The organism is Amycolatopsis sp. NPDC059235, assembly GCF_042754125.1.
GTDB lineage: Bacteria > Actinomycetota > Actinomycetes > Mycobacteriales > Pseudonocardiaceae > Amycolatopsis > Amycolatopsis albidoflava.
The window spans coordinates 1-23,891 of record NZ_JBHZAG010000085.1; the positions used below are offsets into that span (position 1 = coordinate 1).

The 23,891-nt window shown below is 70.2% G+C and carries 20 protein-coding genes; 11 read left to right on the forward strand and 9 right to left on the reverse strand.

Going from position 1 to position 23,891, the window contains the following annotated elements:
• Positions 1-145 precede the first annotated feature (145 nt).
• Positions 146-619, reverse strand: coding sequence for a hypothetical protein (locus ACFXI3_RS37440; protein WP_378406084.1), 474 nt, complete (start codon positions 617-619; stop codon positions 146-148).
• A 98-nt stretch (positions 620-717) separates the two neighbouring features.
• On the opposite strand from ACFXI3_RS37440, the gene lspA reads away from it, so the two are divergent.
• Both lspA and ACFXI3_RS37450 read left to right on the forward strand, forming a co-directional pair.
• Entirely contained in the window at positions 718-1,326 is a 609-nt protein-coding gene (lspA, locus tag ACFXI3_RS37445; protein ID WP_378406086.1) for a signal peptidase II, read from the forward strand.
• A complete protein-coding gene (locus ACFXI3_RS37450; protein ID WP_344284934.1) occupies positions 1,323-2,249 on the forward strand; it encodes an RluA family pseudouridine synthase in 927 nt (308 codons plus the stop codon). Before lspA ends, ACFXI3_RS37450 begins: the two co-directional genes overlap by 4 nt.
• Here ACFXI3_RS37450 and ACFXI3_RS37455 read toward each other — a convergent pair.
• Complete coding sequence (locus ACFXI3_RS37455; protein WP_378406088.1) at positions 2,246-3,730, reverse strand: AsnC family protein; 1,485 nt, start codon at positions 3,728-3,730, stop codon at positions 2,246-2,248. The genes ACFXI3_RS37450 and ACFXI3_RS37455 overlap by 4 nt on opposite strands.
• A gap of 664 nt (positions 3,731-4,394) precedes the next feature.
• Here ACFXI3_RS37455 and ACFXI3_RS37460 point away from each other — a divergent pair.
• The 5 genes from ACFXI3_RS37460 (at position 4,395) to ACFXI3_RS37480 (ending at position 11,396) form a co-directional block, all read left to right on the forward strand.
• Complete coding sequence (locus ACFXI3_RS37460; protein ID WP_378406090.1) at positions 4,395-7,709, forward strand: DUF885 domain-containing protein; 3,315 nt, start codon at positions 4,395-4,397, stop codon at positions 7,707-7,709.
• Positions 7,706-8,905 carry a fumarylacetoacetase gene (fahA, locus tag ACFXI3_RS37465; protein WP_378406092.1) on the forward strand — a complete coding sequence of 400 codons (1,200 nt, stop codon included), beginning with the start codon at positions 7,706-7,708 and terminating at the stop codon, positions 8,903-8,905. The genes ACFXI3_RS37460 and fahA overlap by 4 nt, the downstream gene beginning before the upstream one ends.
• A gap of 84 nt (positions 8,906-8,989) precedes the next feature.
• The gene (locus ACFXI3_RS37470; RefSeq protein WP_378406094.1) at positions 8,990-10,030 is read left to right on the forward strand and encodes an LLM class F420-dependent oxidoreductase; all 1,041 of its coding nucleotides are present in this window, start codon (positions 8,990-8,992) and stop codon (positions 10,028-10,030) included.
• A gap of 158 nt (positions 10,031-10,188) precedes the next feature.
• Positions 10,189-11,151 carry an exopolyphosphatase gene (locus ACFXI3_RS37475; RefSeq protein ID WP_344284945.1) on the forward strand — a complete coding sequence of 321 codons (963 nt, stop codon included), beginning with the start codon at positions 10,189-10,191 and terminating at the stop codon, positions 11,149-11,151.
• Positions 11,152-11,192: 41 nt separating this feature from the next.
• A complete protein-coding gene (locus tag ACFXI3_RS37480) occupies positions 11,193-11,396 on the forward strand; it encodes a hypothetical protein (RefSeq protein ID WP_344284947.1) in 204 nt (67 codons plus the stop codon).
• Positions 11,397-11,484: 88 nt separating this feature from the next.
• Here the strand turns inward: ACFXI3_RS37480 and ACFXI3_RS37485 are convergent, their stop codons facing one another.
• The 5 genes from ACFXI3_RS37485 to ACFXI3_RS37505 all read right to left on the reverse strand — a co-directional run bounded on the left by ACFXI3_RS37485 (position 11,485) and on the right by ACFXI3_RS37505 (position 17,898).
• Positions 11,485-13,854, reverse strand: a complete 2,370-nt coding sequence (locus ACFXI3_RS37485) for a glycoside hydrolase family 65 protein (protein WP_378406096.1) — start codon at positions 13,852-13,854, stop codon at positions 11,485-11,487.
• Entirely contained in the window at positions 13,851-14,582 is a 732-nt protein-coding gene (locus ACFXI3_RS37490; RefSeq protein WP_344284953.1) for a beta-phosphoglucomutase family hydrolase, read from the reverse strand. The genes ACFXI3_RS37485 and ACFXI3_RS37490 overlap by 4 nt, the downstream gene beginning before the upstream one ends.
• Positions 14,583-14,642: 60 nt before the next feature.
• Positions 14,643-15,800: an ROK family protein gene (locus ACFXI3_RS37495; RefSeq protein WP_377875527.1), complete on the reverse strand. Its 1,158-nt coding sequence runs from the start codon at positions 15,798-15,800 to the stop codon at positions 14,643-14,645.
• 231 nt (positions 15,801-16,031) lie between these two features.
• Positions 16,032-17,336, reverse strand: coding sequence for a carotenoid oxygenase family protein (locus ACFXI3_RS37500; protein WP_378406099.1), 1,305 nt, complete (start codon positions 17,334-17,336; stop codon positions 16,032-16,034).
• 4 nt (positions 17,337-17,340) lie between these two features.
• Positions 17,341-17,898, reverse strand: coding sequence for a hypothetical protein (locus ACFXI3_RS37505; RefSeq protein ID WP_378406101.1), 558 nt, complete (start codon positions 17,896-17,898; stop codon positions 17,341-17,343).
• Between the two features lie 89 nt (positions 17,899-17,987).
• On the opposite strand from ACFXI3_RS37505, the gene ACFXI3_RS37510 reads away from it, so the two are divergent.
• Together ACFXI3_RS37510 and ACFXI3_RS37515 are read left to right on the forward strand one after the other, a co-directional pair.
• Complete coding sequence (locus ACFXI3_RS37510) at positions 17,988-18,512, forward strand: PadR family transcriptional regulator (protein WP_378406103.1); 525 nt, start codon at positions 17,988-17,990, stop codon at positions 18,510-18,512.
• Positions 18,476-19,072, forward strand: a complete 597-nt coding sequence (locus tag ACFXI3_RS37515) for an NUDIX domain-containing protein (protein ID WP_378406130.1) — start codon at positions 18,476-18,478, stop codon at positions 19,070-19,072. Before ACFXI3_RS37510 ends, ACFXI3_RS37515 begins: the two co-directional genes overlap by 37 nt.
• Before the next feature lie 23 nt (positions 19,073-19,095).
• Here ACFXI3_RS37515 and mgrA read toward each other — a convergent pair whose 3' ends face one another.
• Entirely contained in the window at positions 19,096-20,124 is a 1,029-nt protein-coding gene (mgrA, locus tag ACFXI3_RS37520) for an L-glyceraldehyde 3-phosphate reductase (RefSeq protein ID WP_378406105.1), read from the reverse strand.
• 461 nt (positions 20,125-20,585) lie between these two features.
• On the opposite strand from mgrA, the gene ACFXI3_RS37525 reads away from it, so the two are divergent.
• Positions 20,586-21,467 (forward strand): MoxR family ATPase, encoded by an 882-nt coding sequence (locus ACFXI3_RS37525; protein ID WP_116203827.1) that lies wholly within the window; start codon positions 20,586-20,588, stop codon positions 21,465-21,467.
• Positions 21,464-22,837 carry a VWA domain-containing protein gene (locus ACFXI3_RS37530; protein WP_378406107.1) on the forward strand — a complete coding sequence of 458 codons (1,374 nt, stop codon included), beginning with the start codon at positions 21,464-21,466 and terminating at the stop codon, positions 22,835-22,837. The genes ACFXI3_RS37525 and ACFXI3_RS37530 overlap by 4 nt, the downstream gene beginning before the upstream one ends.
• Here ACFXI3_RS37530 and add read toward each other — a convergent pair.
• Positions 22,815-23,798 (reverse strand): adenosine deaminase, encoded by a 984-nt coding sequence (gene add / locus ACFXI3_RS37535; RefSeq protein WP_378406109.1) that lies wholly within the window; start codon positions 23,796-23,798, stop codon positions 22,815-22,817. The genes ACFXI3_RS37530 and add overlap by 23 nt on opposite strands.
• Positions 23,799-23,891: the final 93 nt, after the last annotated feature.

Sequence of the window (23,891 nt, forward strand, 5' to 3'; positions counted from 1 at the left end):
GGCGTGAGGGGCCTTCGGCCTGTCACGCCGGGCAGCCCCCAAACGCCGGCGCGATCCCGCGTGGTGGTCAAGTTGGGTTTGCCCGGCTGGGTGTTGGCAAGTTGGGTTTGCCGGGCTGGGTGTGGTCAGGTTGGGGTTGCCGGGTCTAGGGGTGGGCTAGTTGGGCGTTGCAGGCTGAGTGGATTGCCTCTTTGATTTGCTCTTTTGGGCGGCCCCAGGGCTGGTCCCATTCTTCGTCCAGCATCCAGGCTTGCGCTAGCGGCAGGTTGACGACGCTGTCGGAGTAGTTGGTGCGGACGATGATGGTGTGCAGGTCGTTCAGCAGGGCGCGTTCGGTTAGGTGGCCGTTCAGGAGCAGTTGGGCCAGGTGGGTGAAGGCTGTTTGGGCTGCGTCGGCTGGGGTGGGGATGGGGGTGTGGCAGTCGGCTAGGGCGGACTGTTGCACGTCGTGGATTTCTCGCGGTTCGGTGTGGGAGAGGCCTGCCAGGTGGCGTAGGTGTTCGCCGTCCTCTCCCTCGGCTAGCCAGTGGGCTGCCCACAGGGGGAGGTCGTTCGTGGGGGAGAGGTCCAGGGCGATCCAGGCGGCGGCTACGGCGGGGGCGGGGATCTCGGCGGGCATGCAGTGAGGATGGCGGGGAGGGGCGCGGCGAGACGACTGAATTCGGGTCCGGGACTGCCGCTGTGACCTGGTTGGGCGCGGTTGTGGACAATGGGGGTGTGAGCACCGATCCTTCGCCGTCCGAATCCGAGGTCGAGCCGTCTGCGGAACCGCCTGAGCAGGGGGCTGCCGAGGAAAGCGCGCCGCTGCCCAAACGGCGGGTCTGGGTGGTGTTCGCGGTCGCGGCGCTGCTGTGGGCGATCGACCTGCTCACGAAGAACCTCGTGGTCGCCAATCTCGAGGGCAAGGAGCCCAAGCCGATCCTCGGCGGGCTCATCTACCTGCAGGTCATCCGCAATCCTGGTGCCGCGTTCTCGATGGCGACCGGCATGACCTGGGTGCTCGCGCTGGTCGCGACCGGCGTCGTGATCGCCATCGTGTGGATCTCGCGCAGGCTGCGCTCGGTCGGCTGGGCGATCGGCCTCGGGCTCGTGCTCGCCGGCGCGCTCGGCAACCTCACCGACCGATTCTTCCGCGAGCCCGGACCGCTGCGCGGGCACGTCGTGGACTTCATCTCCGCGTTCGCGCCCAACGGGCAGGGCTTCGCGATCTTCAACATCGCCGACTCCGCGATCTGCGTCGGCGGCGCGCTGATCGTGCTGCTGTCCCTGCTCGGCAAGGACTACGACGGCACCACCACCCGCGGCAAGAAGAAGGAAACCGAGTGAGCGCGCGCATGCTGCCCGTCCCCGACGGGCTCGACGGGATGCGCGTCGACGCCGGGCTCGCCAAACTGCTCGGGCTCTCCCGCACCGTCGTCGCGGACCTCGCGGCAGCGGGCGACGTGCTCCTCGACGGGCATCCCGCGGGCAAATCGGACCGGCTGTCCGCGGGCGGGCTGCTCGAGGTGACGCTGCCGGAACCGGAACGTCCGGCGGAAATCGTCGCGGAGCCGGTCGACGGCATGAAGATCCTGCACGATGACGACGACATCGTGGTGATTTCGAAACCGGTCGGCGTCGCCGTGCACCCCAGCCCCGGCTGGACCGGCCCGACCGTCGTCGGCGGACTCGCCGCTGCCGGGCTGCGCATCTCGACGTCCGGTGCGGCCGAGCGACAGGGCGTCGTGCACCGGCTCGACGCGGGCACCACCGGGGTGATGGTGGTGGCCAAGAGCGAGCACGCGTACACCGTGCTGAAGCGGGCGTTCAAGGAACGGACCGTCGACAAGGGCTACCACGCCGTCGTGCAGGGCCACCCCGACCCGACGCGCGGCACCATCGACGCCCCGATCGACCGCCATCCGCGGCACGACTACAAATTCGCGGTCGTCGCGGGCGGACGGCCGAGCGTCACGCACTACGAGGTGGTCGAGGCGTTCCGGGCGGCTTCGCTGGCGCACGTGAAGCTGGAAACCGGGCGCACCCACCAGATCCGCGTGCACTTCTCCGCGCTGCGCCACCCGTGCGCCGGGGACCTGACCTACGGAGCGGATCCGGTGCTGGCCCGGAAGCTCGGCCTGACGCGGCAATGGCTGCATGCGCGGACGCTGGGTTTCGCGCATCCGGCGGACGGCCGGTGGGTGGAGTTCGAGGCGGAGTACCCGGACGATCTGGCCAGTGCGCTGGAGATCCTGCGGGACGGGAACTAGCTGACCGCCCAGGTCAAGGTGCGCTCGTCCGGCTCGGGACGCGGGCTCCAGCGCACCGAGACCACCCGGGTCGCGGTCGGAAGGACGTAGACGGTGTGCCCGCCGAGCGTCTCGCCCGGCTGCACGCCGATTTTGTGCGGCGGCCGCGACGTCAGCGAAACCGGCGCTTTCGCGACGGTCTCGCCGCTGTCGGTGACCAGCTCGAGATAGTTGTCCGGCAGCGAGGCGAACGGAATCGGCCCGCGGTTGGTGATCTCGGTGTGCACGACGACCGAGCGCTCGCCGTCCTCGAGCCGGTAGCCGGCCGCGCCGAACAGGAAGTCGGCGGGATCCTGGACTTCCAGCAGTTGCACGGAAAGCTGTTCCCCTTCGAGCCCATGTGACTGCATCGTCTCGCCGATCCGCCCCTGTTTCGCCGGTGCGGCGGCGGGCTTCGGGTCGTCGCCGCGGGCCCAGGAAGCGGTCTGCGGGACGCCCCACGTGCTGACGGCCGGGTCCGGAGCCGGGTACGGCCCGGACTGTCCATTGTAGACGTTCGCAGGGGCGGGCATTCCGGTCTGCGCGGGGGAGTACGCGCCGGACATTCCCGGGATCCCGTTGGGCGCAGGGGGATACGCACCCGAAATCCCGGCCGGTCCGGGGGCGTACGCGCCGGAGACTCCCGGTGCCGCGGCGGGCATCCCGGGCGGGTAGGCGCCGGTAGCCCCGGGACCGGGCATGCCGGGCTGCCCCGGCGAACCTGGCCCGGTCGCGGGAATCCCGGTGTGCCCCGGCGGGTACGCGCCGGAGGTTCCCGGTCCGGGCATGCCGTGCTGCCCTGGCGGATGCGGGCCGGAGGTCCCTGGTCCGGGCATGCCGTGTTGGCCGGGCGGATGCGGGCCGGAGGTCCCGGGACTGGGCATGCCGTGCTGGCCCGGCGGATGCGGGCCGGAATGCCCCGGCATCCCGGGCGATTCGGGTATCCCGGCCTGCCCTGGCGAGTGCGGACCGGACGCGCCGGGAGAGCCGCCCGGCATCCCCGGAGGCGGTGCCATCCCGGCCATCCCGCCCGAGGCCGGAATCCCGGACGATGCCGGGCCGTTCGGCATCGGAGTCGCGGGCGGACCGGAGGGTGCGGCAGGTCCGGACGGCAGGGATCCCGGTGCCGAAGCGGGGCCGGACGGCATCGAGCCGGGCATCCGGGAGGCCCCCTGCATCGGCGCGGCGGGGAACGGCGCCGACCCGGGCCCGCCGCCCGGATACCCCGGAGCCTGCGGACGCTGCCACGAAGCCTGGGCCCCCGAAATCGCCGCACGAAGACCGTTGGGGTCGCTTTCGACCCCGACCAGCAGCGGCAACCCGCTGCCGGACAGCGCGACCAGCCGGTACGCGACCTCCCGCGGATCCATCCCGACCTTCGCCGCCAGCTCGTGCACAGCCCCCTTGCCCAGCTCGGCGAGCGCGGCGAGCAGGCGGATGTCGGCGGGATCGGTCACGGCCACTCCGGCAACGCTACCGCCTCTCCCGCCGGACCCGGCCGCACCACCGCGCCCGGCGTGCCCCGCGCCACCGCGCCGGACAGCCGAACACCGCTGGCCGGGGAGCCTGGCGGGGTTGTGTCTCCGAGGAGCGGCCGACGCGGAACCGGTGCCCCGCACCCGGCCTGCCTCGCGCCGGACAGCCGAGCACCGCTGGCCAGCCGCTGGCCGGGGAGCCTCGCGGGTCGTGCCTCCAGGGGCGGCCGACGCGGAACCGGTACCCCGTGCCCGGCGTGCCTCGCGCCGGACAGCCGAACGCCGTTGGCCGGGGAGCCTGGCGGAGTCGTGCCTCCGGGGAGCAGCCGACGCGGAACCGGGCACCCCGCCCAGCCTCCCCGCGCCCCGGCCCTGGTCAGGGCAGCGGCGCCCTTCCCTCTTCCCTCGCGCCCGAGCGGCGACAACCGGCCGAGGCCCGAGACGCGGAACCGGCCCCCGCAACGAACCGCGCGCCGAGGCCGCCCCCTGCTCAGCCGCCCTGACCAGCTCCTCCGCAACGCCCCAGGTTCCACGGCCCGGAACGTTCCTGCGCCCGGAAGAAGGCCGTCGCCCCGGGACGCGGGCGTCGTCGCCCCCGTCTCGATTAGGGTCGGAATCGCACCTTCTCCGCCTACCCTGGGGGTCACCGCCGATGTCCGTCGTTTCCGATCTCGCCGACGAGCTCGTCGAGGCGTCGTTCGACCACGAACCGCTCGACGCCGCCATTCTCGGCATCCGGCCGGACGCGCCGGGGCTCGGCGATCCGTCGGCCGCGGCGGAGGCGGAGTTCCGCGCGAAGCTCGCCGGCATCCGGGAGCGCGCCGAGGCGATCGACCCGGCCGGGCTCGACGCCGCCGATCGCGTCACTCGCGACGTCCTGCTCAGCTCCGTCGACGGAAACCTCGACCGGATGGACAGCCGGGTCGTCGACTTCACCGTCACCGACCTCTTCGTCGGCCCCGCCTCCGGGCTTCTGTCCGCGCTGCCGATGGTCACCGTCACCGCCGAAACCTCCGAGGCGCATCTCGGCAGGCTCAGCGAGATCCCCGAGTACCTCCGCGCGGTCGCGCAACGTCACCGCGACGGGATCGCCGCCGGTCTCCTGCCGATCGAACGCCTGGTCAAGGCCGCCATCGCGCACCTCGACCGCTACCTGGCCGAGCCCGAGAACGACCCGCTGCTGCGCCAGCCCGCCCCGGACGAGGGCTTCGCCGCCCGCCGCGAGCAGATCCTCCGCGAGGTCGCCCGGCCGGGCTTCCGCGAGTACCGCGACTTCCTCGAAGCCGAGGTCCTCCCGCACGGCCGCCCGGACGACAAGGGCGGCGTCTCCTGGCTCCCCGGCGGCGACGAGATCTACGCCCGCCTCGCCCGCACCCACACCACCAGCAACCGCACCCCGCAGGAGCTGCACGACACCGGCCTCGCGGTGATCGCCGGCCAGGTCGAGCAGTACCAGGCCCTCGGCGAGCGTGTGTTCGGCACTCGCGAGCTGCCGGAGATCTTCGAGCGGCTGCGCACCGACCCGAAGCTCCGCTGGACGAGCGCCGAAGACCTCCTCGCAACCGCCCGCACGGCGATTTCCCGCGCCGAGGCCGAGGCGCCGAACTGGTTCGGCCACATCCCGCAGCACCCGTGGACCGTCGAGGCGGTGCCGGAGGATTCCGCGCCCGGCGCGCCCCCGGCGTACTACATGCCGCCCGCCGCCGACGGGTCCCGCCCGGGCGTCTACTTCGCCAACACCCACCAGGCCACCGAGCGGTTCCGGCACACCGCCGAGGTCATCGCGTTCCACGAGGCGATCCCGGGCCACCACTTCCAGCTCAGCACCGCGCTCGACCTCACCGATCTGCCGCTGCTGCGCCGCGTCGGCAACTTCACCGCGTACGCCGAGGGCTGGGGCCTCTACACCGAGCGCCTCGCCGACGAGATGGGCCTGTACTCCGACGACGTGTCGCTGCTCGGCATGCTGACGATGGAGTCGATGCGGGCCGGGCGGCTGGTCGTCGACACCGGCCTGCACGCGCTGGGCTGGAGCCGCCAGCAGGCGGTCGACTACCTGCTCGAGCACACGCCGATGGCGCAGGTCGAGATCGAATCCGAGGTCGACCGGTACCTCGGCTTCCCGGGCCAGGCGCTCGCGTACATGGTGGGGCGGCTGGAAATCGAGCGGCTGCGCAAGCAGGCCGAACAGCGGCTCGGCAGCCGTTTCGACATCAAGGCGTTCCACGACACGATCCTCTCCGGCGGCTCCCTGCCGCTGTCGGTGCTGGACGCCGTGGTCACCGAGTGGGTGGCTGGCCACGGCGACACCGTCCTCGGCTTGGCCGACGAGCTGGTCGAGCTGAGCTTCGAGGCGGAGCCGCTGGAGCGGACCGTCCTCGGACTTCCCGGCGACCACACCAAACTCGCCGACCCGAGTCTCGCCGCGGCCGAGCGCCACCGGGCCGAGTACGCCGCGATCGCCGAGCGCGCCGACGCGATCGATCCGGCCGGGCTGACCGCGTCCGAGGTCATCACGCGCGAGGTGGTCCGCACCCACGCCCGCGGCGCGATCGACACGATCGACTCGCGGCTGTCCGGCTTCGCGGTGAGCGACGGGTTCAGCGCGCCCGCGCTGAACCTGGTCACCATCCTCCCCGCGCTGGTCCCGGACGACGCGGACAAGGCCCGCGACTACCTCGCCCGGCTGGCGGCGGTCGGCGGCTTCCTCGACGGCGTGATCGAGGCCCAGCGGACGACCGTCGCGGACGGGTTCGCGCCGCCGGACTTCCTGGTGCGCATCGGAATCGAGTACGTCGAGCGCTATCTCGCGAACGAGGAGGGCGACCCGTTCCGCGTCACGCCGGCGGTCGAGGTCGAGGGCTTCGCGGCGGAGCGCGATCGGCTGCTCGCCGAGGTCGTGCGGCCCGCGTACCGGCGCTACCGCGACTTCCTCGCCGAGGAGGTGTTGCCGGTTTCGAAGACGGACAGCCAGCCGGGCATCAGCCACCTCCCGGGCGGGCTGGAGAAGTACCAGGGCCTGATCCGGGTGCACACCACCACCGACCGCACCGCGCAGGAGTTGCACGACACCGGCCTGCGGATGGGCGAGAAGCTGGCCGAGGAGTACCGCGAACTGGGCACGCGCGTGTTCGGCACCGGGGAACTGTCGGAGATCTTCGACCGCCTCCGCAACGATCCGGAGCTGCGCTGGCGCGACGGCGAGGAGCTGTTGGAAGGCGCGCGGGCGGCCATCGTCCGAGCGGAAGCCGTTGCCCCGCAATGGTTCTCCCGGGTGCCGGACGCGAAGTGCGAGGTCGAGCCGGTCCCTGAGGCGGACGCGGCGAGCGGCACCATCGCCTACTACCTGCAGGCCGCGTTCGACGGTTCCCGCCCCGGCACGTACTACGCGAACACCTACGAGGCGAATTCGCGGCCGCGCTTCACCAGCGAGGGGATCGCGTTCCACGAAGCCGTTCCGGGACACCACTTCCAGCTCACCTTCGCGCAGGAACTCACCGATCTGCCGCTGCTGCGCCGGATCGCGCCGTTCAACGCCTACATCGAGGGCTGGGGCCTGTACGCGGAGCGTCTCGCCGACGAGATGGGCCTGTACTCCGACGACGTCGCCCGCTTCGGCATGCTCGCCCAGGACTCCATGCGGGCCGGGCGGCTCGTGGTCGACACCGGCCTGCACGCGCTGGGCTGGAGCCGCCAGCAGGCGGTCGACTACCTGGTGGAGAACACGCCGATGGCGAAGATGGAGATCGAGGCCGAGATCGACCGGTACGTCGCGAATCCGGGCCAGGCGCTGAGCTACATGGTGGGACGGCTGGAAATCCAGCGCGTCCGCGCCGAGGCCGAAAAGGCGCTCGGCGACCGGTTCGACATCCGCGCGTTCCACGACGTCGTACTGGGCAACGGAATTCTCCCGCTGTCCACATTGGACACTGTAGTCGGCGCGTGGATCGCGGAGGCTTCCGCGTGACCTGGCTCGACCTTCCGGCCGACACCCTCTTCGGTCTCGACAACCTGCCCTACGGCGTCTTCTCGCACGGCGAGCGGACCCGCCGGGCCGGCGTCGCGGTCGGAGACCAGGTGCTCGACCTGAGCGCGGCGGCCGAGGGGGAGTCCTTCGGCCGCCTGCTCGGCGCGGGCGTGCTGAACCCGTTGCTCGCCGCCGGCCCGGACGTCTGGGCCGGCGTGCGGGCGCGGGTCCGCGAATGGCTCAGCGAACCGCGCCACGCCGACCGGGTCCGGCCGCATCTGGTGCCCCGCGACGAAATCACGAGCCATCTGCCGGTGGAAGTCGCGGACTACGTCGACTTCTACTCCAGCGAGCAGCACGCGCTCAACGCCAGCCGGGTCTTCAGCGGCGGGGACGATCTGGTGCCGCCCAACTGGAAACACCTGCCGATCGGCTACCACGGCCGCGCGGGCACGGTCGTCGCGTCCGGCACTCCGGTGATTCGCCCGGCGGGGCAACGGAAACCGCGCAAGGCGGCCGAACCGTCGTTCGGAACGTCCAAGCTGCTCGACTTCGAGGCGGAGGTCGGCTTCGTCGTCGGCGTGGGATCCGAACTGGGCGTTCCGGTGCCGATCGACGAGTTCCCTCGCCACGTCTTCGGCGTCTGCCTGGTCAACGACTGGTCGGCGCGGGACCTGCAGGGCTGGGAAATGCAGCCGCTCGGGCCGTTTCTCGGCAAATCGTTCGCCACCTCCATGTCGCCGTGGCTGGTCCCGCTCGCCGCGCTGGAGCACGCCCGGGTGCCGCAACCCGCGCAGGATCCGGAGCCGTTCGAGTACCTGCGCGGTGCCGAGTCGTGGAGTCTCGACCTGGCGCTGGAGATCCGGATCAACGGCCACCTCGTGTCCAGCCCGCCGTTCGCCACCCAGTACTGGACGGCCGCGCAACAGCTCGCGCACCTCACGGTGAACGGCGCGAGCCTGCGCACCGGCGACCTGTACGCGTCCGGCACGGTCACTGGTCCGGCGAAGGACCAGCGCGGTTCGCTGCTGGAGCTGAGCTGGGGCGGTCGCGAACCGCTCGCGGTCGGCGAGGAGACCCGCGCCTTCCTGGAGGACGGCGACGAGGTCGTCATCACCGCCTCCGCGCCTGGTCCAGCCGGTGCCCGGATCGGGTTCGGCGAGGTGCGCGGGACGGTGGCGCCCGCTGTGGTGTGACCCACGCCGTAGCGTCGTCACCCGAGCGGCCGCATAATGAGCAAACGCTTAGTCACAGTCGACCGGCACGGGAATGAGGGATCGATGAGGATCGGCACCGGCGTCAGCTACTCGGGAGGGTTCGCCGAAAGCGTCGCGGACATCGTGGAGCTGGAACGGGTCGGGCTCGACATCGTGTTCGTCCCCGAGGCCTACAGCTTCGACGCGGTGAGCCAGCTCGGCTACCTCGCCGCGAAGACCGAGCGCGTCGGCCTGATGTCGGGCATCTTCCAGATCTACACCCGCACGCCGAGCCTCACCGCGATGACCGCGGCCGGGCTGGACTTCGTGTCCGACGGCCGCTTCACCCTCGGCCTCGGCGCGTCCGGGCCGCAGGTCATCGAGGGTTTCCACGGCGTGAAGTACGACGCGCCGATCGGCCGCACCCGCGAGATCATCGAGATCTGCCGCCAGGTGTGGAAGCGCGAGCGCGTCGTGCACGACGGCAAGCACTACACGATCCCGCTGCCCGCGGACCAGGGCACCGGGCTCGGCAAGCCGCTGAAGCTGATCAACCACCCGGTGCGCGAGCGGATCCCGGTCGTGCTCGCCGCGCTCGGGCCGAAGAACGTCGCGCTGGCCGCCGAGGTCGCCGAGGGCTGGCAGCCGATCTTCTTCCACCCGGAGAAGGCCGCCGACGTCTGGGGCGACTCGCTGGCCGAGGGCAAGGCCAAGCGCGACCCGGAGCTGGGCGAGCTGGACGTGTTCGCCGCGCCGCCGCTGGCGATCGGCGACGACGTCGAGGGCCTGCTCGACTGGGTGCGCCCGGTGTTCGCGCTGTACATCGGCGGGATGGGCGCGCGCGGCAAGAACTTCTACAACACGCTGGCCTGCAACTACGGCTACGAGGCCGAGGCCAAGAAGATCCAGGACCTGTACCTCGACGGCAAGAAGGAAGAAGCCGCCGCGGCGGTCCCGACGGAGCTGCTGCGCGCCACCTCGCTGGTCGGTCCGGCGGGGTATGTGAAGGAGCGGCTGGCGGCGTTCAAGGAGGCCGGCGCGACCACGCTGGCGGTCAACCCGCTGCAGCCCGGACGCGAGGCCCGGGTGGCCGCCGTCGCCAAGCTGAAGGAGCTGCTCGGATAGGTCCGGTATGATGCGGGCCACTGGGGTGTGAAAAAACCGCACCCCGGGTCGATGCCGCCGTCGAAATGCCGTCAACTCTCCGCGCGGGGCGCGAATTCGAGAGTAAGAACGGGTTCAACGGGGAATCCGGGCGGGGCGAAAGCGAGGTAGGCCGGGCTGTGCGCAGAATCGAAGGATCCGCCGCCGCGGTGCTGGACGTGGGTTCGTTCAGCGCCCGGCTCGTCGTGCTCGAACCCGGCGGATCCCCGCTCGACCCGGCGTTGACGCACCAGACCCGGCTGCGGCTCGACCGCGAACTCGACGACGACGGACGGCTCAGCGAGTGCGGCATCGCGGCTATTGCCAAGGCCGTTTCCAGCGGCATGGAATTCGCCCGCGAGCACGGCGTCAAGGACGTATTTCCGCTGGCCACGTCGTCAATTCGGGATGCGGTCAACTCCCGTGACGCGGTCCGGGAAGTGGCTGGCGAAACCGGGGTCGAACTGCGGTTTCTCTCCGGCCGCCGGGAGGCGGAACTGACCTACGTCGGCGCGCGCCGCTGGTACGGCGCGTCTGGCGGCCCGCTGCTGGCGCTCGACATCGGCGGCGGCACCGTCGAGCTGTCCGCCGGAGCCGGCGAGCAGGCTACTTTCGCGCGGTCGCTGCCTCTGGGCGCCCGGTCGGTCACTCGCGACTGGCTGCCCGCCGAACCGCCGGTGCGCAGCAAGCACGTGCGCGCGCTGCGTGACCACGTGCTGGAGGAAGTCTCCGCCGCCTTGGGCGACGTGAAGGAAGAGCTGGCCGAACACCGCGTGGTCGGCTGCTCGAAGGTGCTGCGGCAGCTGGCGCGGCTGGCGGGCGACCGGCCGGGCAAAGCCCGTGAGCTGCACCTGGACGACGTGCGCGCGTGGATCCCGCGGCTGTCGGCGATGCCGTTCGCGCGACGGGCGCAGCTGCCGGGCATTTCGCGGCAGCGAGCCCAGCAGGCGCTCGGCGGCGCGGTCGTCGCGGAGGCGCTGCTGACGGTCGCGGGCGGGAAGCTGACGATCTGCCCGTGGTCGACCCGGGACGGGCTGCTGCTGACGTTGCTGGACCAGCTCACGGACGCGACCGGCAAGCAACGATCGCGTCCGGCCGCGTGAACTCCCTGGTGCGAGGGCGATAAACCGGGTATCCCGGAACCATGACCCCGCGCAGCGAATTCCACCCCCGCGACCGGTCCGAGGACGACGACGAGGACTCGCCGTTCCCCGCGCGCCGCAAACGCGAGCTGCCGGACTCGGACGAGCTGCCCGGCGAGGTGGCCAACGCCCCGGGGCCGGATCTGAGCCCGTCCCGGACGGATGAGGTGCCGCGGGTGCCGGGCACGGACGACGTGCCGTCGTGAGTGGTGGCGGCTTCTGACCGCCTCGGCACCTTCCGCGTAAGCCTGGTGAGCGGCGATCCCCGTGAGAACCGGGATCGCCGCTCACGAGTCAGCTCCGGTCGAACTGCCGCACCTTCGACGCGTCCCGCCGCGCCGGAGCGCGCCCGATCGGCTGGACCGGCGCGGGGCCCGGGTCCAACTTCGGGATCTGCAGCTCCACCGGTTCCTCGGTCACGGTGAATCGCTCGCCGTGGTGGATCAGGTCCAGCGGCGGTCCGTTGAGCACCCGGTACGTCGCCGCGCCGTGCCGGATCGACACCTGGAACCGGGATTCGCGGAAGGCGAGACGGAACGTGAGGCCGCCGAGCTCGTCCGGCAGCCGCGGCGCGAACGACAGTTGGCCGCCGTAGTCGCGCAGGCCGCCGAACCCGGCCACCGCGGCCTGCCAGGCACCGGCCAGCGACGCCATGTGCAGGCCGTTGCGGACGTTGTTGTGCACGTCGTGCAGGTCCGTCAGCGCGGCTTCGGCGAGGTAGTCGTACGCCAGCTGCAGGTGTCCGACCTCTGCCGCGATCACGGCCTGCGTGCCAGCGGACAGCGAAGAGTCCCGGACGGTCCGTGCTTCGTAATAGGCGAAGTCGCGGGCTTTTTCCTCCGGGCTGAAGGAATCGCCGCAGAGGTGCAGCGCCAGCACGAGGTCGGCCTGCTTGACGACCTGCTTGCGGTACAGGTCGAAGTACGGGTAGTTCAGCAGCAGCGGGTAGAAATCCTCGTCGGTGGCGGCGAAATCCCACTCGTCGTGCTGCAGGAAGCCTTCCGACTGCGGGTGCACGCCGAGTTCCTGGTCGTACGGCAGCGCCATCGCCTCCGCCGCGGCGAGCCAGGAATCGATCTCCGGAGTGTCCACTTCGAACTGTGCGGCGATGTCCGGATGGCGGCGGCACACGTCGGCCGCGGCGAGCAAGTTCTTGCGCGCCATCAGGTTCGTGTAGACGTTGTTGTCCGCCACCGCGGAGTACTCGTCAGGCCCGGTGACGCCGTCGATGCGGAAGTGGCCATGGTGGTCGAAATGCCCGAGAGACGCCCACAGCCGCGCGGTTTCCAGGAGCAGTTCCGCTCCGCAGGTGCGCTCGAAATGCTCGTCCTGGGTGGCGTTCACATACCGCACGACGGCGTCGGCGATATCCGCGCTGACATGGAACGCCGCCGTACCGGCTGGCCAATACGCCGAGCATTCGGCGCCGTTGATGGACCGCCACGGGAAAGCCGCGCCGCGCAAGCCGAGTTGCGTCGCGCGTTCTCTCGCTTTGTCTATTGTGGAGTGTCGCCAGCCGAGGGCGTCGCGGGCGGCGTCCGGCATCGTGTACGTCAGCACCGGCAGCACGAACGTCTCGCTGTCCCAGAACGCGTGCCCGTCGTACCCCGGTCCGGTGAGGCCTTTTCCGGCGATAGCCCGGGTTTCGCCGCGGGCGCCGGCCTGCAACAGGTGGAAAAGCGCGAACCGGACGGCCTGCTGGAGTTCCGGGTCGCCGTCGATTTCGATGTCCGAAGTGGCCCAGAAATCGTCGAGGAACTCCCGTTGTTCGGCGGCCAGTCCCTTCCAACCGGTCTGCCGGGCGCCCGCGAGTGCGGCTTCGACTTGCGCGCGCAGGGCTGGAGCGGACCGTTGCGCGGACCAGCCGTAGGCGAGGAACTTGGTGACCCGCAGCCGTCCGCCCTTGGGCACGTCGACCGCGGCGGTGAGCCGGGCGAGGTCCTCCTCGGCGTGGATGCGGGTGCGCAGGCCGTCGTCGACCTCGATCTTGTGGTCCATCGCGGCGGCGACGCGCAGCCCGGACATCCGGGTCTGGTGCACCAGCACTGCTTGGTAGCCCGCGGCGTGGCAGAACTCGCCGACCAGCGGCGCGTCGAGCGCGGCGGCGACGCGCGGGTCGCGGGTGTCGGACTCGACCGGTTCGTTGGCCAGCAGGTCGGACTGCACGACGAGCTGCAGGTCCTCGTCGAGCGGCTCGACCTCGTAGCGGATCGCGGCGACCGCTCGCTGGGTGAAGGAAACCAGCCGTTCGGTGGTCACCCGCACGCGCCTGCCGGTGGGGGAGGACCATTCGGTGACGCGGCGCAGCGTGCCCCGGCGGAAGTCGAGCACGCGGTCGTGCGCGGTCGCGATGCCGTAGCGCATGTCCAGCGGCTCGTCCTCGACCAGCAGCCGGATGATCTTGCCGTCAGTCACGTTGACGACGGTCTGGCCTTCTTCCGGGTAGCCGTAACCGCCTTCGGCATAGGGGAGTTCGTGCTGTTCGTAGAAGCCGTTGAGGTAGGTGCCGGGCAGTCCGCGCGGTTCGCCTTCCTCGAGCGTGCCGCGCAGCCCGATGTGTCCGTTCGACACCGCGAAGGCGGATTCGGTGCGCTGCAACGCATCCACGTCGAGGCCGCGCCAGCGCAGCTCCCACGGCGAGCATTCGTAACCGAGTTCCGTCACTTGTCCTCCAGCAGGTCGGCGAGGTCGTCCACGACGACGTCGGCGCCGTGCGCGCGCAGTGCGTCTGCCTGGTTCTCGCGGTTCACGCCCACGACGTAACCGAAACCGCCGGCCTTGCCCGCTTGGACGCCGGATTGTGCGTCCTCGAACACCGCCGCCTGCTTCGGGTCCACGCCGAGTTCCTTGGCTCCGGCCAGGAACGAATCGGGCGCCGGCTTGCCTTTCAGGTGGTCGCGGCGGATGACCAGGCCGTCGACGCGGGCCTCCACGAAGCGGGACAGGTCTGCCGCGTCGAGGACCTTGGCTCCGTTCGCCGACGAGGTCACTACGGCGATTCGCAGCCCGGCCCGCTTCGCTTCTTCCAGGTAGCGCACGGAACCCGGGTACGGATTGACGCCCCGCTCGTCGATGATCTTCAGGACGAGTTCGTTCTTGCGGTTGCCGATGCCGTTCACCGTCGGCGCGTCGACGGCGTCGTCCGGGGTGCCCTCGGGGAGGTCGATTCCGCGCGAGCGAAGGAATTCCCGCACGCCGTCGGCCCGGGGACGACCGTCCACGTAGGTCGCGTAGTCGGCGTCGGTGAACTCCTGGAAGCCGGCGCCGTCGCGGGCGCGCAGATATTCGTCGAACGTCCGTTTCCACGCCTCGCGGTGGAGCACGGCCGTCCCGGTCAGTACGCCGTCCAGGTCGAAGAGGCAGGCGGTGATGGTGTCGGGCAGTCCGATCATGCCTGCAACGTACCGGTCCCGGGTGACATTCGCGGGCCGCGGCACGACGTTTACCGAGCGTCAGGCGGCGCCTACGCGGCGATCGAACACCAGCCGTTCCGCCGCGCGCAGGCCGACGCTGATCGCACCGGTGAGGACACCGTCGTCGCCGAGTTCGCCTTGCACCACAGTCGTTGTGAGCGGGGTGAACGCGCGAAGCGCCCGGTCGATCGGTTCCAGCAGCAGATCCGCCGCCGTCCCGACCCCGCCGCCGAGGACGATCAGTTCCGGGTCGATGACCGCGGCCACCGAAGCGACGGTGTACGCGAGCCGGTCGGCTTCCTCGGACACCGCGCGCTGTGCCAATTCGTCACCCTCGCGGGCGAGGCGGAACACTTCGCGCGCCGATCGCGCTGTGCCCAGGCCAAGTTCGCGTGCGCCGCGCACCACCGACTGTGCGGCGGTGGCCTCCTCCAGGTGCCCGCGCGCGGGCGGTTCGCTGGGTTCGTCAGCGACATGCGTGCGGCCGTAGGGCAGGTAGCCGATTTCGCCCGCCGCGCCGGTAGCGCCGCGGAAAACGCGACCGTCGACCATCAATCCCATGCCGACACCGGTGCCGATGGTGATGCAGCCGACCACCGACGCTCCGCGCGCGGCACCGCTTTCCCATTCGCCGACCGCGGTGAGGTTCGCGTCGTTCTCCACCACCAGTTCCGGCCCGAGCACCTGCTCCAGATCGTCGAGCAGCCCCGGACGGCCCCAGCCGGGCAGGTTCGGTGCGTGCCGGAAACAGCGTTTGACCGGGTCCGCGACGCCGGGGGAGCCCAGCACGCGGACCACGATGTCGTCGTTCGTCAGGCCGGCCTCGGCCACGATGTCCGTCGCCAGTTTGCCCAGCGCGGAGATCAGCGCGCTGCCGGAGCGGGCCGTGTTGCGGACGTCGCGCCGGGCGACCGTGGTGCGGCCGAGGTCGGCGACCGCGACCCGGATGTGCTCGCGGCCGATGTCCAGGCCCAGCACGTAACCCGCGGTCGGGTCCGCCTCGTAGAGCACCGCCGAGCGGCCGGTGCCGGTGGACGTGTGCCCGGTCGCGCGCGCGAGCCCGGCGGCCTCCAGCGCGAGCAGCGCCTGGCTCACCGTGGGTTTCGACAGCCCGGTGTCCTTCGCCACCTGCGGCCGCGTCGCGGGCCCGCCGCGGCGCAGCAGGTCGAGCACCGCCCGCTGGTTGATCATGCGCATCCCGGCCGGGGTGCCGACCGGTGGTGTACCCGACCCTGCCACCTGCTGAGTTTCCTTCCCGTTCGGACTTCCGTCCTGCCACGGTAACCGGATTCGCCCCGCTTTGGCAGGAAAGTTTCTTTTCTTCCGGCTCGGGAGAGGGCGGGCGGACGTCTCGGTCCCGACGATACGGGCTCGGCGGGCGCAACCCGGGGACGGCACGCAGAGTTTGCCGTCCGCTAGTTGACCGGATCAGGCGTCGGGCAGCCAGTTGCCGTGGAAGCCGGCCGGCACGCGGCCCGGCAGATGGACCGTCGCGACCGGATCCGCCTCGATGTCCTGCGCGTCGAGCACCACCAAGTCGCTGCGGTCGTTCGGTCCGTCGTAGACGTACGTGAGCAGCCAGCCCGCGCCGTCCGGCCGGTCGTCCGCCGGAACGAACACCGCTTCTCCCGGGAGGTGTCCTTCCGGGAACAGATGCTCGCGCGAGGCGTTCGTGTGCAGGTCGTAGCGGCGGAGAACGAGCGGACCCTGCGGACCGTGCCGTCCGGTGACGTGCCCGAAACGGGCGTCGAGCCCGGCGAGCCGGTCGTCGATGCGGGGGAACTCGCCGTCGCGGTCGTCGAGCAGATCCTCGGTTACCGTGCCCGCGAGGGGGTCGATCGTCCACCGCCACAGCACGCCCTTCGGGTCCGGGACGCCCGGCCGGGACAGATGCTCGTACCGCACGACGTGCACCACAATCCGGCCGTCGGCGGTGTCGTGCGCGTTGAGGGTGTGGAAGACGTAGCAGGGGTCGATCTCGAACCAGCGCACGCCGTCCGCCGGGCGTTCGCGGCTGAGCAGGCCGAGGCGTGCGCCGTACGTGTCGCTCCAGCGGAACGGCATGCCGCCGTCGGTTCCGTGGTCGAACACCACCGGCAGGTCGAAGAACACGACGTGCCGCCGGGTGAGCGCGAAGTCGTGCATCATCGTCAAGCCGGGCACGTCGATCGGCTGCCGCAGCACGAGTTCGCCGGCGGCGTCGGCGCGGTAGTAGCTCACGTGCGGGGCGGTGAGGCTGCCGTAGCCGAAGAAATGCAGCTCGCCGGTTTCCGGGCAGATCTTGGGATGCGCGGTCATCGCATCAGCGAGCTTGCCGTCGAAATCGTAGACGCCGACGGTGTCGAGGTCGGTGGTGATTTCATACGGCAGCGAGGATTCGACGAGTGCGAGCGTGCGTCCGGCGTGATTGACGACGTGGGTGTTGGCGACGCTCGATCTCAGGTTTCGCGTTCCGTCGGCGTTGTAGAGCACCGGATTCGGGATGTCGAAGCTTTCGGTGCGCACCCAGCGGTTGCGATACCAGGCCGCGCGGCCGTTTTCGAGCCGGACGCCGTGCACCATTCCGTCTCCGGTGAACCAATGCGCGCTGTCCTGTCTCGGGTTCGGCCCGTTGCGCAGATACCAGCCGCTGAGCTCCGGCGGCAGCGAACCCGTGACCGGCAGGTCGTAGGCGGTGAGTTCGTCGTGGACTGGGGCGTAATGGCCCTTGAGGTGGAAATCAGTGGTAGCCATGGATTCACGCTTTCTGGGCACGAGCCCGGACGATGCGCGGGTAACGGATGGTGAACGAGACCGGAATCGCGAAGCCGAGCACCTTGAGAATGATCAAACCGACGGTGGCGTGCGGCGCGAAATGCAGCAGAACGGCTTCGGCGATCCCGGCGACCGTGAAGCTGGCCGCCCACACCGCGGTGATGACGACATTGACCCGGCGAAACACCGCGGTGGCGGCGATTTCCGGCGGAACCATGGTTTTCGCGATCCCGAGCGTGAACGGCCGTTTCGCGGCGAGCGAGCCCCAGGCGGTCACTGCCAGCCAAAGATCGGTGAGCGCGCCGACGTAGTCCTTGAGCGGCGAGGCCGGATCGCTGAACGACCAGATCGAAAGCGCCGCGAAGAAGACGACCGCGGAGACCTCGATGAACAACGTGTCCCAGCCCTTGCCGCGCCGGCGTTCCAGCAGGAGGAGCCCGCCCGCGAGCACCAGTCCGGTCAGCCCGGACCACCGCCAGTCGGCCTGCGTGGACACGACCGCGAAGGCGATCCACGGAAGGAAACTCTTCAGGTAGTTCATCGGGACCCCTCGCTCACGTTCCTGCGGTGACATGTCAAAGCTAGAAGGTCCTGGCTGGACATGTCAATAGTGGAAGGTAAGGTGGGCGCATGACCTTGCGACACGCGGTGCTGGGGCTGCTCGCCACCGCCCCCGGAAGCGGCTATGACCTGCTGAAACGCTTCGAGACGGCGATGTCGAGCGTCTGGACGGCCACGCAGAGCCAGCTGTACGGGGAACTGGGCAAGCTGGAGGGTGCGGACCTGATCGAGGTGTCCGCCGAGGGTCCGCGCGGGCGCAAGGAGTACGCGATCACCGACGCCGGGCGGTCGGAATTGCGCACGTGGCTGCTGGAGGAGCGGCCGCCCGCGGCTCGGCGCAACGAGATGCTGTTGCGGGTGTACTTCCTGGGCGAGGTCACGCCGGAGGAGGCGCGGGGGTTCCTGTCCCGCCACGGGGACTTCGCGAAGGGCCTGGTCGACGAGCTGGCGGCGCTGGAGGCCTCAGTCGACTGGGATGACAGCGACCCGTCGCTGTACGGCCGCCTGGCCCTGGAATGGGGCAAGCGCTACGCGGCGATGGAACGGGATTGGGCGAAGTGGGCGGCGGAGACGATCCGCGCGGCACGCGGCTGATCATGACCGACCACCCGGCCAGCCACTGCGGCGACGATGCCGTTTTCGCGGGCGATCTTCGGGACGAGGGCGAGCCCGAGGTCGAGTTCAATCCCGGCATCGCCGCCCGGTTTCCGCGCAAGAACGCGGCCGCGGGAGTGCTCGCGCGCGACGAACGCGGTCGGATCCTGTTCGTCTGTCCGACCTACAAGCCGTTCCTGGAGATCCCGGGCGGCTTGGTCGAAGACGACGAGTCGCCGCTGGCGGCGTGCCGTCGAGAGGTCCGCGAAGAACTCGGCATCGACGTGCCGGTGGGGCGTCTTCTCGTCGTCGATTGGCTGCCCACGCACGGCGTTTGGCGGGACAGCCTGCAGTTCATCTTCGACGGAGGTGTGCTGAGCCGCGAGCAGATCGGTGCCATCCGCCTGGAAGCGGACGAAGTGAGCCGGTTCGAGTTCCTTGACCTCGAGGCCGCGCGGCCGCAATTGCGGCCGTCGAAGGCGCGGCGAATTACCCTGGCGCACCAAGCTTTTCTGGACGGGGAGACGGTCTACGGCGAGTTCGGCCGGAGGCTCGGGTAGCCCGAACCTCCGGCTGCGGCGGGTCATCCGTCCGAGGACCGCTTCCAGATGTTGATGTTTTCTTCGGTGGCGTGCTGGTCGATCTCGGCCAGCTCCTCGCCGGTGAACGACAGGTTGTCCAGCGCGGCCACGTTGTCCTCCAGCTGCTTCACGCTGCTGGCCCCGATCACGAGCGACGTCATCCGCGGATCCCGCAACGCCCAGGCCAGCGCGAGCTGCGCCAGCGTCTGCCCGCGCCGCTCGGCGATCTCGCCCAGCGCCCGGATCTTGCCGAGCTTCTCCTCGGTGATCGTGTCCGGATTCAGCGATTTCCCTTGCGCCGCCCGGGAATCCGACGGGACCCCGGAAAGGTACTTGTTCGTCAGCAATCCCTGCGCCAGCGGCGAAAACGCGATGCACCCGGCCCCGGCCTGCTCGAGCGTCCCGAGCAGATCGTCAGCCTCGGTCCAGCGGTTGAACATCGAGTACGACGGCTGGTGAATCAGCAGCGGCGTGCCCAAATCCCGCAGCATTTGGGCGGCTTCCGCGGTCCGCGCGGAGTTGTAGGACGAGATCCCGACGTACAACGCCTTGCCCGACCGAACCGCCCGGTCGAGCGCGCCGACGGTCTCCTCCAGCGGCGTCTCCGGGTCGAACCGGTGCGAGTAGAAGATGTCGACGTAGTCCAGCCCCATCCGTCCCAGCGACTGGTCGAGGCTGGCCAGCAGGTACTTCCGCGAACCCCGCTCGCCGTACGGACCGGGCCACATGTCGTAGCCGGCCTTCGTCGAGATGATCAGCTCGTCGCGGTACGGCTTGAGGTCGCTCGCCAGCAACCGGCCGAAGTTCTCCTCGGCGCTGCCGTAAGGCGGGCCGTAGTTGTTGGCCAGATCGAAGTGCGTGATGCCCAGGTCGAAGGCGCGCCGGACGATGTCGCGCTGGACGGTGAGCGGGCGGTCGTTCCCGAAGTTGTGCCACAGTCCGAGCGAGATCGCGGGCAGCTTCAGGCCGCTCCGCCCGCAACGGCGGTAGGGCATCGAGTCGTAACGGTGGTCTGCGGCAACGTAAGTCACGCCGCGATGCTAGCCCGCGAGGTGTCCGCGCACGGTGGGTGACATCCGGGTAGCGGTGCAAAGTCCGGTTTCGTGCGCGACATCCCATTCGGCTCCGTACTATGCGTGGCCATGATCAGGCGGGTGGCTCTGGGGTTGGCTGTCGCCGTCTCGGTGCCGGTCCGTCGGAGGCGTTCGCGAGAACGGACGCCTGCGGTGACGGGAGGCGTGTGCGGCTGCCGCACCTCGATCGATCCGTGGGCAACGAAGGGTCCTGCGCGGTCGCGAAACAATTGGTGGACCAGGTCATTCCCAGCCTGCCGTGACGACGTTTCCGGTGCTCGGCATACGTCGGAGGAATGCCAGGCTTCGCGGCGCTCTTGAGTCGCGCGCCCGGGCTTAGATCCGATGTCTGGTCGCCGGGACGTCTTCGGTGGCGACCGCCCAGTACAGTGCGGGTGAGCGATTGCTTAGGAGGCGACGTGGGCACCGGGTTTTTCTCGTCCGTCGACGATGTGTCGGCGCAGTTGGCCGAGGCCGGATACCTCGCGTCGACCGCGGTCGCGACCACGGTGTTCCTCGCCGACCGGCTGGGGAAACCGCTGCTGGTCGAGGGGCCGGCCGGGGTCGGCAAGACCGCGCTGGCCACGGCGGTCGCCGAGGTCACCGGCTCGCGGCTGGTGCGGCTGCAGTGCTACGAGGGCATCGACGAGGCCCGCGCGCTGTACGAGTGGAACCACGCGAAGCAGCTGCTGCGGATCACCGCTGGCCGCGACGAGACGTGGGACGAGGCGCGCACGGACATCTTCGGCGAGGAATTCCTGCTGCGCCGCCCGCTGCTCACCGCGATTTCCGGCACCGAGCCGACCGTGCTGCTGATCGACGAAACGGACAAGGCCGACGTCGAGATCGAGGGCCTGCTGCTGGAGGTGCTCGGCGATTTCCAGGTGACCGTGCCCGAACTCGGCACGATCACCGCGACGCAGCAGCCGTTCGTGGTGCTGACGTCGAACGCGACGCGCGAGCTGTCCGAGGCGCTGCGGCGGCGGTGCCTGTTCCTGCACATCGATTTCCCGGACGAGGACCTCGAACGCGAGATCGTCCGGCTGAAGGTGCCCGGCATCGAGGCCGCGCTTGCGGATTCGGTGGTGCGCGTGATCGCCGCGCTGCGGGCGATGGACCTGCGGAAACTGCCGTCGGTGGCGGAGACCGTCGACTGGGCGCGCACGCTGCTGGAGCTGGGCGCGGGCGCGCTCGACGAGCGCGTGGTGCGCGAAAGCCTCGGCGTCGTGCTGAAGCATCAGGACGACATCGCGAAGGCCGGGGCCGGGCTGAGCCTCGACCAGGTGCTGGACGCGTCATGACCACCGCGCCGGGCCTGACCGGCCGGCTCGCCGAGTTCGTGCGGGCCTTGCGGGCGCAAGGCATTCCGGCCGGTCCGGGCGAGACGGCCGACGCGGCGGCCGCGCTGGAGGTGCTCGGCCTGGACGACCGCGAGCTGGTCCGCGAAGGGCTCGCCGCCGCGCTGGTTCGCCGGGGCGGGCAGCGGTCGGTGTTCGACGCCGCCTTCGACCTGTACTTCCCGGCTGGCATCGGCGCGCCCGAGCTGGCCCGCGAAAACCCGCCGCGGGACCGGGAGGAACTGCGGGAAGCGCTCGCCGCCGCCCTGGCCGAGGGCGACGACCAGGCGCTGGACCAGCTCGCCGGAATCGCCGTGGACCTGCTGGGCCAGTACGGCGTCGGAACCGGCCCTGGCGGCGGGTACTCCGCGCACCAGACGCTGGACCGCCTGCAGCCGCAGACGCTCATCTCCCGGGTGCTGGCCGCGATGCGCGCCGCCGGCGCTCCGGACGAGTTCACCGACCGGCTCACCCGCGACGAAATTCGCCGCCGCGTCGAGGGATTCCGCGGGCGGGTGCGTACCGAAGCGCGCCGCCGAGCCGCCGAAATGCGGGGCCGCGAACGGATCGCCAAGCACGCGATCGCCCCCGCCGCGGACCGCGTCGACTTCCTCATCGCCAGCCGCACGCAATTGGCCGAACTGCGGCGCACGATCCAGCCGCTGTCCCGCAAACTCGCCACCAGGCTTGCCGCGCGCCGCAAACGCACCACACGCGGCCAGATCGACTTGCGCCGAACGCTGCGTCGTTCACTCTCCACCGGCGGCGTGCCCTTGCGGCCAGCCTACCGGCACCGCCGCCCCGGCCGCCCGGAAATCATCCTCCTGTGCGATCTTTCCGGTTCGGTCGCGGGTTTCGCGAACTTCACGATGCTGCTGGTGCAAGCATTGCGGGACCAGTTCAGCAAAATCCGCGTCTTCGGTTTCGTCGACAGCACCGACGAGGTGACGCATCTCGTCGACGCCGGAGCCGCCGATCCCGAACAACTGGGCGCGCGAATGCTCAGCGAGGCCGCGGTAGTCCGCTGGGACGGCCACAGCGATTACGGCCGCGCGCTGGGCCAGTTTACCGCTCACTGGCTGGACGCCGTCGGCCCGCGAACGTCGGTCCTCATCCTGGGCGACGCCCGGACGAACGGCGGCGACCCGAACCTCGACGCCGTCCGCGCGATCCGCTCCCGCGCGCGGCACGTCCACTGGCTGAACCCCGAACGCCAATCCCTGTGGGGGACCGGTGATTCAGCCGCGCCGGACTACGCGGAACTGGTGGAAATGCACGAATGCCGGACCGCGCACCAGCTGGGCGTGCTCGTCACGCGTCTTCTGCCGACTTGAGCCAGTCGTCAATCTCTTTATGCAGCAACGCTTTGGTCTCTTCGGGTGCGAACGATGCAGTCACTGCGTTGCTTGCCAGCTTAGCCAAGGTCGCGTCGTCGTAACTGAAAACCTCACGCGCACGGGTGAATTCGTCGGTGATCGTAGTGCCGGTGACGTCCGGGACATCAGTGTTGAGCGTGACCCTCAGCCCCGCCTCGACCAGTCTGGGCAGCGGGTGTTGCGGGAGTGTCGGAACCAACCCGAGCGCGACGTTCGACGAAGGACACACCTCAAGCGCGATCCCGCTCTTCGCGGTTTGAGCGGTCAGTCCCGGGTCCTCCAGGATGCGGATTCCGTGCCCAACCCGCTCGGCTCCGCCGATTTCGATCGCCTCCCGGATGCTGTCCGGCCCAGCGTCCTCGCCCGCGTGGTGAATGAGGTGCAACCCCGCCTCCCGCGCCCGGACGAACACCTTCTCGAACGGAGCGAGCGAGTACTTCTCCTCGCCGGCCATCCCGATTCCGATGATCTCCTCGTGCTTCTTGGCGAGCTCCAACGTCCTCTCGGCGCGCTCGATCGACCGCCGCCGCGAGTGATCGAGGATCAGCCGCCATTGCAGCCCATGCTCTTTCCCGCCTTCCAACAGTCCTTTAAGGACCGCGTCGAGGGGAAGCTCGAGATCCCCGACCCGTTCCCCGTGCGAGGCAGCCGTGAACGTGACCTCGACGTACCGAGTCCCTTGAGCGGCTTCGTCCGCACAGAACTCGCGCGCGATCCGCTCGAAGTCTCCGGCTTCGCGGAGGCACGATCGAGTGAGACTGTTGCGATCGGCGAACGCCCGGAACCCCTCGAACGCTTCGGGCTTCTCCGGCAGCTGGACGCCGTGGAGAGCCGCGAGTTCCTTGAGCGTGCCGGGACGGACGGTGCTCTCGAGATGGACGTGGAGATGCACCTTGGGGAGGGCCGACAGGTCGCGCACGCGTGGATCATGCCCGCCGCGCGCGCCACCTGTCATCCAGGTTTCGCCGGGAACCCGCGGGGGCTGGGTGACGTTGGGGTAGGTGACGGAGGT

Coding starts and splice junctions, on each gene's coding strand:
- ACFXI3_RS37440 (WP_378406084.1), bottom strand. CDS start 619: ATGCCCGCCGAGATCCCCGCCCCCGCCGTAGCCGCCGCCTGGATCGCC.
- ACFXI3_RS37460 (WP_378406090.1), top strand. CDS start 4,395: ATGTCCGTCGTTTCCGATCTCGCCGACGAGCTCGTCGAGGCGTCGTTC.
- ACFXI3_RS37470 (WP_378406094.1), top strand. CDS start 8,990: ATGAGGATCGGCACCGGCGTCAGCTACTCGGGAGGGTTCGCCGAAAGC.
- ACFXI3_RS37480 (WP_344284947.1), top strand. CDS start 11,193: ATGACCCCGCGCAGCGAATTCCACCCCCGCGACCGGTCCGAGGACGAC.
- ACFXI3_RS37490 (WP_344284953.1), bottom strand. CDS start 14,582: ATGATCGGACTGCCCGACACCATCACCGCCTGCCTCTTCGACCTGGAC.
- ACFXI3_RS37495 (WP_377875527.1), bottom strand. CDS start 15,800: ATGCGCATGATCAACCAGCGGGCGGTGCTCGACCTGCTGCGCCGCGGC.
- ACFXI3_RS37500 (WP_378406099.1), bottom strand. CDS start 17,336: ATGGCTACCACTGATTTCCACCTCAAGGGCCATTACGCCCCAGTCCAC.
- ACFXI3_RS37505 (WP_378406101.1), bottom strand. CDS start 17,898: ATGAACTACCTGAAGAGTTTCCTTCCGTGGATCGCCTTCGCGGTCGTG.
- ACFXI3_RS37510 (WP_378406103.1), top strand. CDS start 17,988: ATGACCTTGCGACACGCGGTGCTGGGGCTGCTCGCCACCGCCCCCGGA.
- ACFXI3_RS37530 (WP_378406107.1), top strand. CDS start 21,464: ATGACCACCGCGCCGGGCCTGACCGGCCGGCTCGCCGAGTTCGTGCGG.